This is a genomic window from Arsukibacterium sp., assembly GCF_036735525.1.
Taxonomy (GTDB): Bacteria; Pseudomonadota; Gammaproteobacteria; order Enterobacterales; family Alteromonadaceae; genus Alishewanella.
This window is the reverse complement of sequence record NZ_DAINOE010000022.1, coordinates 31976-44026: the sequence shown is the minus strand read 5'-3', so window position 1 is coordinate 44026 and position 12051 is coordinate 31976. Positions and strand designations below refer to the sequence as shown.

Genomic DNA, 12051 nt, shown 5'->3' with positions numbered 1-12051 from the left:
ATTGCTGGCCGCTTTTGGCATAAGCCGATATCTCATATTGCTGATAACCGTGCTGTTGTAACAGCGCCAGCCCCTGCTGCTGAATATCCCACAGCGTATCATCGGCTGGCAGTTGCGGCGGGCGCGAGGCAAAGGCCGTATTGGGCTCTATGGTTAACTGATACCAGGATAAATGCGGTGGCGTCAGGTCTATTGCTTGCTGTAAATCTGCCAGGGCACCGGCTAAATCTTGTTGTGGCAGGCCATGCATCAGATCCAGATTAAAGCTGTTTAAGCCGCGGGTGTCGCCATCGACTAACAGTCTTGGCCCTTGTAGCAGGCTGGCCGCCAGTTTCGCGGCCCTAATGGCTTCGTCACTGTTGTGAATGCGGCCCAGGGCTTTTAGTTGTGCCGCTTGAAAGCTTTGCACACCAATCGAAAAACGGTTTACCCCAGCAGCGACATAGCCGGCAAAGCGTTCTGCCTCTATAGTGCCGGGGTTAGCCTCCATCGTTACTTCTAGGTGTGGCTCACATGGCAGGCGCTGTTTTACGCCCTGTAAAATCTGCGCTATGCCCTTGGCAGAAAACACGCTTGGCGTGCCTCCGCCAATAAAAATACTGCTTAAACTGCGCCCGGCGACCAGCGCTAAGTCTTGCTGTAAATCGGCCAGTAAATGAGCAATGTATTCCTGCTCCGGAATACCTTGTTTTACTGCGTGCGAGTTAAAGTCGCAGTAGGGGCACTTTTCAATACACCAGGGAATATGGATATACAGCGCTAATGGCGGCAGTTGTAAGCTCACGCGGCCACCCTCAAGCCTGCGCTTTTACTTGTGCGGTTTGTTGCACTGTTAATTGCGCCGTTTGCTGCGCTTGCAGAAGTGCTAACAGCTGGCGCAGCGCCTGACCGCGGTGGCTGATGGCGGCTTTTTGCGCTTTATCCAGGCAGGCTGCACTAACGTTAAGGCCATCGGGTATAAACACCGGATCATAGCCAAAACCACCGTTTCCGCTGGACTCAAGGGCAATCGTGCCCGGCCAGATGCCGTGGCAAATCAATGGCGTGGGATCGGCAGCATGGCGCATATACACCAGTACGCAATGAAACTGCGCCTGACGCTGGCCTTCTGGAACTGTCTGCAGCTGTTGCAGCAGTTTATCAATATTATCCTGATCACTGGCGGCTTCCCCGGCAAAGCGCGCCGAATAAATACCCGGTGCGCCCTTAAGCGCATCTACCGCCAGGCCTGAGTCATCGGCCAGCGCTGGCAAACCGGTAACAATAGCCGCATTTCGGGCTTTTAAGATGGCGTTTTCAACAAAACTCAGGCCAGTTTCTTCAATATCATTTACTAATAGCTCAGTTTGTGGCACTACGCTTAACTGCAGCTCGGCCAGCATGGCACTGAGCTCTGCCACCTTGCCTTTGTTACCACTGGCTAAAACCAGGGTGTGATTGCCGGCTAATTCAGCCTGGGCGCTTGGGCTTGGCATTAGTATCCTTATTCAGTATAAAAGGTTTGTTCAAAATTTAGCTGCTGGCGTTTGTTGCCTTGCACTATATCCAGACTAAAGCGAAAAAAGTCTTCATTGCTAAAAGGCAACACCGCAATATAGTAAATGGCATCGCCGTCTTTAATCTCGCTAAAGGTTAACGGTCGCTGCTGGCCCAGTAAGTTACGGGCAATACCACCAATGTTGACCGCTTGCGCTTGCTGAGTGTTTTTGTCCAGAACCGAAATATTAATAACAGCCTGTTTGCCGCTGCGGCTTAAATTGTAGCTGCGGGCAATGTCGGGCGTTAAAAAAGTAGAATTAAAAGCGATGTAGTGAATATCCCAATCACCTAATTGTTTTTTTTGCTCAGCATGTGCCGGTGCGACTAGTAAGAAGGCTATAAGGCTGAGCCAGGACAATGATTTTAACATGATGTTGTTCCTCAAAATAATAGCTGCTGCACATGACGCCTGCTGGCATGATACCTAACAGCGCGACACTTTAACCTGTGGCAATCAAATGCCGCGAAACAGGTCGCCAAATAAGAAATACACAAACTGCAACGCAATGATGACCACCAGTATTGATAAATCCAGCCCGCCCATCGGCGGTAAAATACGGCGTATTGGCTTTAACAACGGTTCGGTCAGCTGATGCACAACATGCTCTACCGGATTACGGCCCTGACTAAACCAGCTTAACAAAGCGCGTAAAATCAGCACCCAGAAAACTAAAAAGCCGGCTTCTTTAATGAGTGACAACAAACCAATAAGTAGCGTGACGGGCAGGGATATACTGCCGACAAATAGCAAATACAATACTACATATTTAAGAGTAGCCACCAGATAAGCCAACAACAGGGTAGCGGTATCCAGCATGCCCAGGCTGGGGATCACCCGGCGCAGCGGCAACACCAGCGGGTTGGTTGCCTTCACCACAAACTGGCTTAGTGGGTTATAAAAATCGGCACGGGCTAATTGCAGCCAGAAGCGCAGCAAAACCACCATCAAAAATAAATTAAACAGGGTGGCGATTAAAAATTGCATAGCGTGCATTAAGGTGTCTCCACAGTGATCAGAAAGTTTTAGCCATATCTTGTGCCCGGGCTATGGCGGCATACATGGCGTCTGCCACCATTTTTTCAAGGCCTAGCCGTTCAAAGGTCGTGACGGCTTCGTGCGTGGTGCCGCCTTTAGAGGTTACCTGAGCACGCAGCTCTGCAAAGCTGTGTTCACCTTGCAATGCCATACTGGCGGCGCCCAACGCGGTTTTCGCCACCATGGCTTTTGCCTGCTCTGGCTCAAAACCCAGTTGCTCAGCCACCTGTTGCATAGCTTGCATAAAGTAAAAAAAGTAGGCCGGGGCACTGCCGGTCACAGCGATAATATGATTAATTTGTTCTTCCTGCTGCAGCCACACTGTCATGCCGGTGCCGCTAAACATATGATCGACAAAGGCGCACTCATAGTTAGAGCAGCCACTGGCAAATAAACCGGTGACGCCTTGGGCCAGTAACGCCGGGGTATTAGGCATAGCGCGAACTATGCGGATCTTGCCAAGCCATTGCTGATAGCGGCTCACTTCAATACCGGCGGCCAGCGTAACAAACAGCTTATCTGCTATTTCAGGGGCGCCAGCCACTAAGGCCTCAGACACTTGCTGCATCATTTGCGGTTTTACCGCCAGCACTATCACATCCGCCTGCTCTACCGCCTCAATATTGTTCAGCGTAGTGCGGATGCCGTAATCGTCGGCTAAAGCCGTTAACATAGGTTGGCTGCGATTAGCAGCAATAATATGTTGTGCCGGATAGCCGGCTTTAACCATGGCGGCAATGACACAGCGCGCCATATTGCCAGCGCCAATAAAGGCTACGGTATTATCATTCATTTGTTGCATAAGTCCTTGCACCAAAAATTGCGGTACCTAATCTTATCATAGTTGCGCCATATCGCAGAGCTAAGGGCCAGTCATCTGACATGCCCATCGATAACTGATCAGCATGCGGATAGCGAGTTTGCAACTCAACTGATAAGTGTTGCATAGCGGCAAAGGCTCGTTCACTGTCGCCTGGCGCCGGAATCGCCATCAGGCCCTTTAGTTGAAGATTTGGCAAGGCAGCGACGGCATCGGCTAATTCCAGAAGCTCAGTGGGCGCTATACCGGCTTTGCTGGTTTCCTGGCTGATGTTAATTTGCAACAAGACCTTTAACGGGGCTAACTCAGTACTGCGCTGGCTGGATAAGCGCTCGGCAATTTTTAAACGGTCCAAGCTGTGCACCCAGCTGGCCGTGTTGGCAATAAGCTTGGTTTTATTGGATTGCAGTGGCCCGATAAAGTGCCAGATCAGTGCTTTACAATCTGCCAACTGCAAGGCTTTATCGGCCAATTCTTGCGGATAGTTTTCAGCAAAATGCCGCTGCCCAGCCTGATAAGCCTCGAGCATAGCTGAAACTGGCTTGGTTTTGCTGACAGCCAGCAGTAGCGGTGGCTGTGCCCGTTGTAGCATTTGGCATTTTTCTGTCAGGTTGTGATAGGCGAGGGCCAGTTGATCTGCTATGTTATTCATAATAGTTGACATAGTGGAGTATAGGTTGTCATGGATATTACCGAATTATTAGCCTTTAGTGTTGAGCATAAGGCATCAGATTTACACCTTTCTGCCGGTGTGCCGCCGTTGATTCGGGTGGATGGCGACGTTCGTAAACTCAATATCCCACCGCTGACGCATAAAGAAGTACATAGCTTAGTGTACGAAATTATGACTGATAGGCAACGTAAAGAATACGAAGAACATCTCGAATCGGATTTTTCTTTTGAAGTTCCGAATCTGGCTCGTTTCCGGGTTAATGCCTTTGTGCAAAACCGCGGTGCGGCAGCAGTGTTTCGTACTATCCCCAGCGAAGTGTTAACGCTGGACGATCTGGGTGCGCCGGACATTTTTAAAACCATTTCTGAAAACCCGCGTGGTTTGGTATTGGTGACAGGGCCAACCGGTTCGGGTAAGAGTACCACGCTGGCCGCCATGGTTGATTACATCAATATGACCCGGCATGACCATATCTTAACCATTGAAGATCCGATCGAATTTGTGCACAACAATAAACTTTGCCTGGTAAACCAGCGCGAAGTTCATCGCGATACTCATAGTTTTAGTAATGCATTGCGCTCGGCCCTGCGCGAAGATCCGGATGTAATACTGGTGGGTGAATTACGGGATTTAGAAACCATTCGTCTGGCGATGACTGCCGCTGAAACCGGTCATCTGGTGTTTGGCACCTTGCATACTACTTCAGCGCCGAAAACCATCGACCGGATCATTGACGTCTTTCCGGGTGAAGAAAAAGACATGGTGCGTTCAATGTTGTCAGAGTCATTGCGTGCCGTTATTTCGCAAACCCTGTTAAAGAAAATCGGTGGCGGCCGTATTGCTGCCCATGAAATCATGGTTGGGGTACCGGCCATTCGTAACCTTATTCGTGAAGATAAAATTGCGCAGATGTATTCAGTGATCCAAACCGGCGCCTCACATGGCATGCAAACCATGGATCAGTGTCTGGTAAATCTGGTCAATCGCGGTCTGGTATCGCAAAAAGATGCGGCCAGTAAAGCGCAAGATAAAAACACTTTTAGGATCTAAGGCTTTATATGCAACTACATGATTATCTGGCAAAAATGGTGTCGGTACAGGCATCAGATATGTTTGTTACGGCAGGCATGCCGGTGGCGGCCAAAATTAATGGTGAAATGACGCCCATCGGTGAGCAGCCACTGACTGATGCGATGTCGCTGGCGTTAGTGTTGGCGGCGATGAACGAAAAGCAACAGCACCAATTTAATACCCAAAAAGAATGCAACTTTGCGCTGGCCACTGATCAGGGCCGTTTTCGGATCTCCGCTTTTTGGCAGCGCGATCAAGCCGGCATGGTGGTACGTCGGATTGTTACCACTATCCCCAATGCTGATGATTTAGGCCTGCCGCCGATCATGAAAGACATCATTATGTCCAAACGTGGCCTGGTATTATTTGTTGGTGGAACCGGTACCGGTAAGTCGACGTCTTTAGCGGCCTTGCTCGGTTATCGCAATAAAAATTCCAAAGGTCATATCCTGACCATTGAAGATCCTATTGAATTTGTGCATGAGCACGAGAAGTGTCTGGTGACGCAGCGCGAAGTGGGTATTGACACTGAGTCTTTTGAAGCGGCACTGAAAAGCTCACTGCGCCAGGCGCCAGATGTCATTTTGATTGGTGAAATCCGTTCGCAGGACACCATGGAGTACGCGTTGTCTTTTGCCGAAACCGGCCATTTGTGTATAGCGACCTTGCACGCGAACAATGCCAACCAGGCCATAGATCGCATTATGCACCTGGTTCCAAAAGAGATGCATGATAAGTTACTGTTCGATTTATCATTAAATTTACGTGCTATAGTGGCGCAACAATTAATCCCTACCGCTAATGGCCAAAGTAGGGTAGCAGCTATTGAAGTATTGCTGAATTCACCTTTAGTATCTGATTTGATTGCTAAGGGCGAAATTGGCGAGATTAAATCGGTGATGACCAAGTCGCGCGAGCTGGGCATGCAAACCTTCGATCAGGCGTTGTATGATATGTATCAGCGCAACCAGATAAGCTATGCCGATGCGCTGCACCATGCCGATTCTCCAAACGATTTACGCTTAATGATCAAGTTGCGTAATAACGAGACCAAAGGCTCGGGCTTTTTATCTGGTGTTACGCTGCAGGGCTTTGAAAAAGAAGAAGACTAAGCCAATATAGCCTTAACTAACAGAAACTAAACCATTTATCCTGATTGTTTACACTGAGGTTTCGATGCCGGTAGCTGCTATTATGACCCCAAAAAACCGCCTAGTGACGACCCAGGCGGATGCCAGTCTGGCATCACTGCGTGAGATTTTTGGTAAAGCCAGGTTTCAGCATGTGCCGGTGGTGGATAGTAGCCAGCGCATTATTGGTATAGTGTCGGTGAAAGACTATTTTAAAGAGCTGAGTCCGGTAATGGACTCAGCGACCGATCCTGCCATCAGTTTATTTTTACGCACCCGCAAAGTGCATCAGGTAATGGTCAGCCCGGTGATTAGTGTATTGGAAAACTGCTCAGTCAAACAAGCGGCGGCCTTGCTACTGCAGCACAACATCAGTTGTTTGCCAGTGGTTAATCCGGAAAAGCATCTGCTGGGCTTAGTGTCCTGGAAAGATATTTTACGGGCTGCGCTGAATCCCACGCCCAAAAGCTCCGCCTGAGTACGTGCATTGTAAAGGGTTAACTTAACGCCTGTTTATAGCGTTGGTGTAATATTAATACCCGCTGCACATAAAGCCGGGTTTCAGGAAACGGCGGCATGCCATTGTGTCGCCTTACACTGCCAGGACCAGCATTATAGGCCGCCAGCGCCAGCCGTAAATCGCCATCATATTGAGCTAATAATTGTGCCAGGTACTTAGTGCCAGCGCGGATGTTTTGCTCAGGCACCATCACATCGGTCACTCCCAGCATTCGCGCCGTATCGGGCATCAGTTGCATTAAACCTGCAGCTCCTTTGGCAGACACCACTTGTGGCCGGAATGACGATTCGGCATGGATGACGGCTCTGAGCAGGGCAGGTTCCAGCTTGTACTCTGCCGCCAGCTGGTCAATCAGCCGGTTAAAGGGCCGCAAATATAAGGGCGTTTTGTGCCAGTCAACCACTGAGTGTGGATCGCAGGCGAAGCAGTCAAAGCGCAATATTTCAAAGGGTTGCTCACGTGGTGGCCGGTCTGAAAACAGGGTGGTGCCATTGGCGGTAGCGGATTTATACACTGCCACACTACCGGCGGTAGTCGGCCTTGGCATCACAGCGGCAGGCGCGTTGCTCTGACCTGGCGACAGACGGCGCTGGGGTTTGTCAGCTTCCGTTTCGGCTTGTGCAAGCAAGGCAAAAAACAGCAACATGGTCGCGATACCGGCAGTGTGTAACATCATTCAAAGCAGCACCAAGCAAAGGTTCAGATCGGCAAGTAAAGCATTTAGCGCCTATAAACTCAAGTTGAGTTAGCTACTTAAGTTCGCTTCATTGTAGTTGCAATTGCATTATTTGGTGATAAGTTTGAATAGTGATTATCAACGTCTCAAACCGGAGTAAAGAATGTTTGATCAAACCCCCTTGTTATTACTTATTAAAGCGTTCAAAGATCAGCAAATTTCTGAAGACGCTTTTTATCAAAAGCTGACAGAAACAATCACTGCAGCCCTGGGCTGTAGTAGGGCGAGTTTATGGCTGTATTCTGATAGCCTGCTTAATGAGATTGTTGCTGTCGACCTTTACGACCGGAATTCAAACTCACATTATCAGGGAATTGCCTTACACGAAGACGATTTTTCGCCTTATTTTGAAGCCATGCGAAATGATGGTGGTATAGATGCTGCTTATGCAATGGAGCATAGCGCTACCAGTTGTTTTACAGAGGCTTATTTCGAACCTAATGATATTTACTCTTTATTGGATGTAGGGATCAGATATGGCGGCCAGCTAGTCGGAGTGTTTTGCTGTGAAAATGTCGGTGAAGTGATGGTGTGGACAGAGCAGCAAAAAGCCTATTTAGAACAAGCTGGCAAGCTAATTACCTTTGCATTAAAGCCTGCCTTGCAGCAGAAATTTTCTGCTTTGTTTTAGTATCCTTTGGGGTCAGGCCTTGCATTTTGCAATTGTTAACAATTGCAAAATGCAAGGCCTGACCCCAAGCTCGAGTGTTATGACCCCAAGCTCGAGTGTTAGTGTGATTTGAGGCGGCGACTTGCCTGAAACAGCAACAGCGCCACGGCCACTAACACTACTGGTAAGCTGAGGCTCTGCCAAAATTGCAGCGAGAGCCCGGGTAGCCAGTATTGCAGTGCCTGTAAGCCTTTGTCGGCCAGTTGCAGCGCATAATAACTAATGGCGACAAAGGATAACCCCTCAACCATTTGCTGCATTTTAAGTTGCAGCCGGGCTTTTTGCTCCATAGAGCGCAGCAGTTGCTGATTTTGCTGCTCCAGTTTTAGGTTTATCCGGGTGCGCAACAATTCTGTGGCGCGGCCTAGCCGGTTAGATAACTCACTTTGCCTGTTAAGCACCGCACTGCAGGTTCGAAAGGCCGGCGTTAAGCGGCGCTCGGTAAAATCCTGTAACGATAATAAGCCCTCAGACTCGGTTTCCTGCAAGCTGCGTAATCTATCCAGCGTTAGCTGATAATAGGCAACGCTGGCTTGAAGGCGGGTGCTGTTTTCGGCAATTAACTGCTCGGTTTGGGTGGCCAGCTGCATTATATCGTCCAGTTGCGATTCATCGCGCATGCTGTGCTGGCCGATACGGTGCGTTAATGCCGATAATTGCTGTTCCAGCTGATGCAATTGGCTGAGCGCCTGGCGGGCCAGTGGCCAGCCGAGTAACGACAATTTGCGGTAATCACCCAAATCAAATAATTGCTGTACCAGCCGGCTTAACCTGGCCGGGCTTAAACCATGATCGACCAGCAACATACGGCCGGAGCCCTCGGCGTGCTTTTGAAAATCCGTCCAGATTTGTGCTTTGCCTTGTGCCAACATACTGCTGATGCAATTTTCCTGATGAAACAACTGACTAAGCTGGTCGCTGTCTTTAAGCTCTGTCGCAGCAATAATGGTTAACTGACTGATGCGAAATACCTGGCCTGGTAAATCATCAAACCAGTGGCGACTGGGCAAAAACGCCAGTGGATCGTCAAACCAGGGCTGGCTGGCGCCGGGCATAATAAAGGTATAGCTGGAGAACTCGCCATGGCGCTCCCAACGCAAGCTACTGCCAAACAGCGATAAGTTCAGCTCATTGGCACTGTCACTGAGCAGGCTGCCTTGCTGTTCGGCCAGTTGCTGTAACAGCCGCTGCTCTTGCTGGCGTGAGCTACTGGCCACAGTAAGGGTAAAATGGCACAAGCGACAGGGCAGGCTTAGTGTACCAAAAGTCCCTTGCCGTAATTCGCGATCCAATAGATCGCGCAGCGGATGCTGGCGTAAAGACGGTTGCCTGCTGTGACTGGCGGTACTGGCATGTGGCATCTTCTGGTGCATAACAACCTCCGAACAATCTGAAAAATGTGAAAAACCGGGAAAAAGAAAAGGCCGGGTTAGTCTTCTTAAGCAACAAGCTACTAGTAACAACTAGCAAGCAGCAAGCGTGCCAGAGTAAGCAATATGCCGCTAAAGCATTACGCTGCTTTGACATTTTGCTGACAGTTGCAAGACGAAGCTAAGGCCAGCGCGCCCGACTTTGCGCAACAATAAGGCAAAATGCGACAAAGCAGTGCAAAGCAGCGCCCAACAGAGCCGTGACAGCTGGCTACAGACTGCAGTAAACTAGTGTTCCTTTTTTTGCCCAGAGTCTGAACGATGACACTGAACAAGACAGTGCTGTTGGCGGTGTTAAGTGTGCTGCTCGCCATGGTGACCATCCAGACCGGCGCCTCTATTGCCAAACAATTGTTTCCATTAATTGGCCCCACCGGCACCACTGCCCTGCGGGTGGGCTTTTCGGCCTTGATGCTATGGCTGGTATTCAGGCCCTGGCGGCAGTTACCCCGAGGTCGCAATTGGCGTGCCGTGATTATTTACGGTGGCTGCCTGGGTGGCATGAATATCTTGTTTTATATGGCGATTGAGCGCATACCGCTGGGTATTGGCGTGGCGCTGGAATTTACCGGGCCCTTAGCGGTGGCGCTGCTCTCCTCAAGGCGTAAAACCGACTTAGTTTGGGTAGTGCTGGCACTTGGCGGCATTTTACTGCTGTTACCGGATATGCGTGGTGTAGATGCACTGGACCCTGTTGGTGTGGCGCTGGCACTGGCCGCCGGGGCTTGCTGGGCCGGTTATATTTTATTTGGCCAACGTGCCGGCAACCTGACCTCGGGCGGCGCCACTGTCGCCCTGGGCATGACGGTGGCTGCTTGTTATCTGGTGCCGCTTGGTGTTTATACCGCCGGCTGGGATTTGCTCAGTTGGCAGGTGCTGCCGCTGGGTATCGCCGTGGCGGTATTATCCAGTGCTTTGCCTTATTCACTGGAAATGGTGGCGTTAAAACGGCTGCCGGCACAGAGTTTTAGCGTACTGATGAGTATGGAGCCTGCCATAGCGGCGGTGGCTGGCTTGCTGATTTTATCTGAGCTATTGAGTGTCAGCCAATGGCTAGCTATCGCCTTAGTGATTGCCGCCTCTTTGGGGAGTACGTTAAGTACCCGTTCGCAACAAAAGCCATAAAAAAGCCCGGATTAAATCCGGGCTCTGTCATTACTGTTTTTAGCCTTTGCGCTAGCTGAGGCTGGGCTCAGGCTGCTGCTCAGGTTGCAGCTGGTAGTCGCGGGCCAGCAGCAGGTACATGGCCGGCACCACATACAGCGTAAACAAGGTGCCTATGGTCATGCCGCTGGCAATCACTAACCCCATGGCATAGCGCGAGCCAGCGCCTGCACCGGTGGCAATCAGCAGCGGGATCATCGCTAACACTGTGGCGGCGGTGGTCATTAAAATCGGCCGCAGCCGCAGGCTGGTGGCTTCTTCTATCGCATCCCGCTTGGTTTTTCCTTCCTGCTGCAGCTGGTTGGCAAATTCCACAATCAAAATACCGTGCTTAGCTATTAATCCCACTAAGGTCAGTAAGCCCACCTGGGTATAAATATTAATACTGGTAAAGCCTAAGCTGGTAAAGATTAAGGCACCACAGACACTCATCGGTACCGTCACCATGATGATGATGGCATTTTTGAATGACTCAAACTGCGCCGCCAAAATCAGGAAAATGACGATGAGCGCAAAGAAAAAGGTCACTACCAGTTGCTGGCCTTCTGCTTTGTATTGCCGTGATTGCCCGGCATAGTCGACGCTAAAACCGGCTGGCAACACCTCAGCAGCAATAGTATCCAGCACTGCCAGTGCTTCACCCAAGGGTACACCAGGGCGGGGGACACCCGAGATTTTCACTGCATTTAATTGCTGAAAACCCCGTAGTGCCTGCGGTTGCACCGACTCGGTTAAGGTTACCAGTGCCGATAACGGCACTAGCTCACCAGCGTTGTTGCGGGTGTAATATTGTTTTAACTGCTCCGGGTTTAAGCGCTCCGCCCGCTCTACTTGCGGGATCACCCGATAAGAGCGGTTATCCAGCGCAAAGCGTCCGGCATCGGCACCGGCCAGTAAACTGCCTAAATCGGCGGCAATTTGCTGCATAGACACGCCCATTAATGCCGCTTTGTCGCGATCGACCTGCACGGTTTGCCGCGGCCGGTTAATCTTTAAATCACTATCGACAAAGATAAAGCGGCCTGATGCCATTGCTCTGCCTAGTATTTGTTGCACCACTTCCTGCAAGGCTTCAAATGACTGGGTAGAACCAACAATAAACTCCACCGGCGGGCCACCGCCCGGCGAGGGCAGGGACGGCGGTGCTAAGGCAAAGCTGTTCAGGCCCGGTAAGTCGGCCATAAAGGGTTGAATATTTTGCTCCAGCACCTGAGCGGTATTGCGGCTGCGCTGATCCCAGGCGCCTGAACGCTCGGTGTCGG

Annotated in this window: 14 protein-coding genes; 5 read left to right on the top strand and 9 right to left on the bottom strand. The window is 50.5% G+C overall.

From position 1 onward, the window contains the following. The 6 genes from hemW to V7D78_RS06420 all read right to left on the bottom strand — a co-directional run. Window positions 1-784 (bottom strand): radical SAM family heme chaperone HemW (gene hemW / locus V7D78_RS06445; RefSeq protein ID WP_333607618.1); only part of this gene is annotated, 784 nt, incomplete at its 3' end. Between the two features lie 10 nt (window positions 785-794). Continuing rightward, window positions 795-1475 (bottom strand): RdgB/HAM1 family non-canonical purine NTP pyrophosphatase, encoded by a 681-nt coding sequence (rdgB, locus tag V7D78_RS06440; RefSeq protein WP_333607617.1) that lies wholly within the window; start codon window positions 1473-1475, stop codon window positions 795-797. 8 nt (window positions 1476-1483) lie between these two features. Beyond that, window positions 1484-1909 (bottom strand): DUF4426 domain-containing protein, encoded by a 426-nt coding sequence (locus tag V7D78_RS06435; RefSeq protein ID WP_333607616.1) that lies wholly within the window; start codon window positions 1907-1909, stop codon window positions 1484-1486. A gap of 84 nt (window positions 1910-1993) precedes the next feature. Further along, on the bottom strand, window positions 1994-2533 hold the full coding sequence (locus V7D78_RS06430; RefSeq protein ID WP_333607615.1) for a YggT family protein: 540 nt from the start codon (window positions 2531-2533) through the stop codon (window positions 1994-1996). A 19-nt stretch (window positions 2534-2552) separates the two neighbouring features. Continuing rightward, window positions 2553-3368, bottom strand: coding sequence for a pyrroline-5-carboxylate reductase (proC, locus tag V7D78_RS06425; protein ID WP_333607614.1), 816 nt, complete (start codon window positions 3366-3368; stop codon window positions 2553-2555). Further along, window positions 3361-4047, bottom strand: a complete 687-nt coding sequence (locus V7D78_RS06420) for a YggS family pyridoxal phosphate-dependent enzyme (RefSeq protein ID WP_333607613.1) — start codon at window positions 4045-4047, stop codon at window positions 3361-3363. Before V7D78_RS06420 ends, proC begins: the two co-directional genes overlap by 8 nt. A gap of 30 nt (window positions 4048-4077) precedes the next feature. Between V7D78_RS06420 and V7D78_RS06415 the strand changes: the two genes are divergently transcribed. The 3 genes from V7D78_RS06415 to V7D78_RS06405 all read left to right on the top strand — a co-directional run bounded on the left by V7D78_RS06415 (window position 4078) and on the right by V7D78_RS06405 (window position 6747). Further along, the gene (locus V7D78_RS06415) at window positions 4078-5118 is read left to right on the top strand and encodes a type IV pilus twitching motility protein PilT (protein ID WP_333607612.1); all 1041 of its coding nucleotides are present in this window, start codon (window positions 4078-4080) and stop codon (window positions 5116-5118) included. 8 nt (window positions 5119-5126) lie between these two features. Further along, window positions 5127-6251 (top strand): PilT/PilU family type 4a pilus ATPase, encoded by a 1125-nt coding sequence (locus V7D78_RS06410; protein ID WP_333607611.1) that lies wholly within the window; start codon window positions 5127-5129, stop codon window positions 6249-6251. Window positions 6252-6333: 82 nt separating this feature from the next. Continuing rightward, window positions 6334-6747: a CBS domain-containing protein gene (locus V7D78_RS06405; protein WP_333607610.1), complete on the top strand. Its 414-nt coding sequence runs from the start codon at window positions 6334-6336 to the stop codon at window positions 6745-6747. Window positions 6748-6766: 19 nt separating this feature from the next. On the opposite strand, the gene V7D78_RS06400 is transcribed toward V7D78_RS06405, so the two are convergent. Further along, window positions 6767-7462, bottom strand: coding sequence for a lytic transglycosylase domain-containing protein (locus V7D78_RS06400; protein WP_442886505.1), 696 nt, complete (start codon window positions 7460-7462; stop codon window positions 6767-6769). A gap of 166 nt (window positions 7463-7628) precedes the next feature. Here V7D78_RS06400 and V7D78_RS06395 point away from each other — a divergent pair, with 166 nt between their 5' ends. Next, window positions 7629-8156: a GAF domain-containing protein gene (locus V7D78_RS06395; RefSeq protein ID WP_333607608.1), complete on the top strand. Its 528-nt coding sequence runs from the start codon at window positions 7629-7631 to the stop codon at window positions 8154-8156. A gap of 98 nt (window positions 8157-8254) precedes the next feature. Here the strand turns inward: V7D78_RS06395 and V7D78_RS06390 are convergent, their stop codons facing one another. Beyond that, window positions 8255-9568 carry a DUF3422 domain-containing protein gene (locus V7D78_RS06390; RefSeq protein WP_333607607.1) on the bottom strand — a complete coding sequence of 438 codons (1314 nt, stop codon included), beginning with the start codon at window positions 9566-9568 and terminating at the stop codon, window positions 8255-8257. A gap of 318 nt (window positions 9569-9886) precedes the next feature. Between V7D78_RS06390 and V7D78_RS06385 the strand changes: the two genes are divergently transcribed. Continuing rightward, on the top strand, window positions 9887-10750 hold the full coding sequence (locus V7D78_RS06385) for a DMT family transporter (protein ID WP_333607606.1): 864 nt from the start codon (window positions 9887-9889) through the stop codon (window positions 10748-10750). 51 nt (window positions 10751-10801) lie between these two features. Here the strand turns inward: V7D78_RS06385 and V7D78_RS06380 are convergent. After that, window positions 10802-12051: efflux RND transporter permease subunit (locus V7D78_RS06380; protein ID WP_333607605.1), on the bottom strand; the 1250-nt coding region annotated here is incomplete at its 5' end.